The 694-nt window shown below is 48.7% G+C and carries 2 protein-coding genes; both read right to left on the reverse strand.

All coding sequences use genetic code 11. The features are described from left to right. On the reverse strand, positions 1-381 hold a 381-nt coding region (locus QHG98_09755), incomplete at its 3' end, for a hypothetical protein (GenBank protein ID MDH7597995.1). Next, the coding region (locus tag QHG98_09760) for a phage tail assembly chaperone (protein MDH7597996.1) at positions 335-694 on the reverse strand (360 nt) is incomplete at its 5' end. The genes QHG98_09755 and QHG98_09760, both read right to left, overlap by 47 nt.

A 694-nucleotide genomic window follows, 5' to 3' on the forward strand; every position in this document is an offset into this window, starting at 1 on the left:
GCCCAGCGACCCAGCTGTCTCAGCTATTTTTTCCAGTTCGCTGACGGTGACAGGCGTATCTCGAGCCAGCTGGCGGATTGAATCGCCCAGTGCTTCCAAATCCTTTCCGGTGATCCCTGTGGTCTTCGAAACCGACGCCAGACCTTTTTCAAAATCCGAGAATGCCGCGACCCCACCAGTCACCGTCGCGCCCACTGCCGCAAATCCAGCTACCACTCCTTTCCCGATGGTCGTCATCACACCGGCGATTTTCGAACCAGTACTCTCTACATTTCTGGCGAAAGACGAGAATGCAGATTCCGCTTGTTTCAATCCGGAATGGAATTCTGCCGCATCAAGTGAGATTTTCGCATAAGCCGCCGCTACTTGTTCTCCAGGCATGTTTGAGCCTCATCAACCGATTTTTAATTCGGTTTTTAATTTCCTCATCAACATCTGTACGAATTTGTTTCTTAGGTTTGTTCAGCAAATTCTCCAGCTTTGGATAATCCTTCGGAGAGTTCACCGCGACAGATACCAGCATTCCCAGGAAATGGAGATCAGAAATGAATCTTTCATGATTTTGGGAGAATGCCCGGATTTTGAGATTGATTTCATGAGGGGTAAGATCAAAAAATTCATCTGGAGTTAGATTAAGCACGCCGATCGCGGTTTCGTAAGCTACTGTCCAGTTCCACGGCTGGCCTTCGTCTTC

Source organism: Methanothrix sp. (assembly GCA_029907715.1).
Classification (GTDB): domain Archaea; phylum Halobacteriota; class Methanosarcinia; order Methanotrichales; family Methanotrichaceae; genus Methanothrix_B.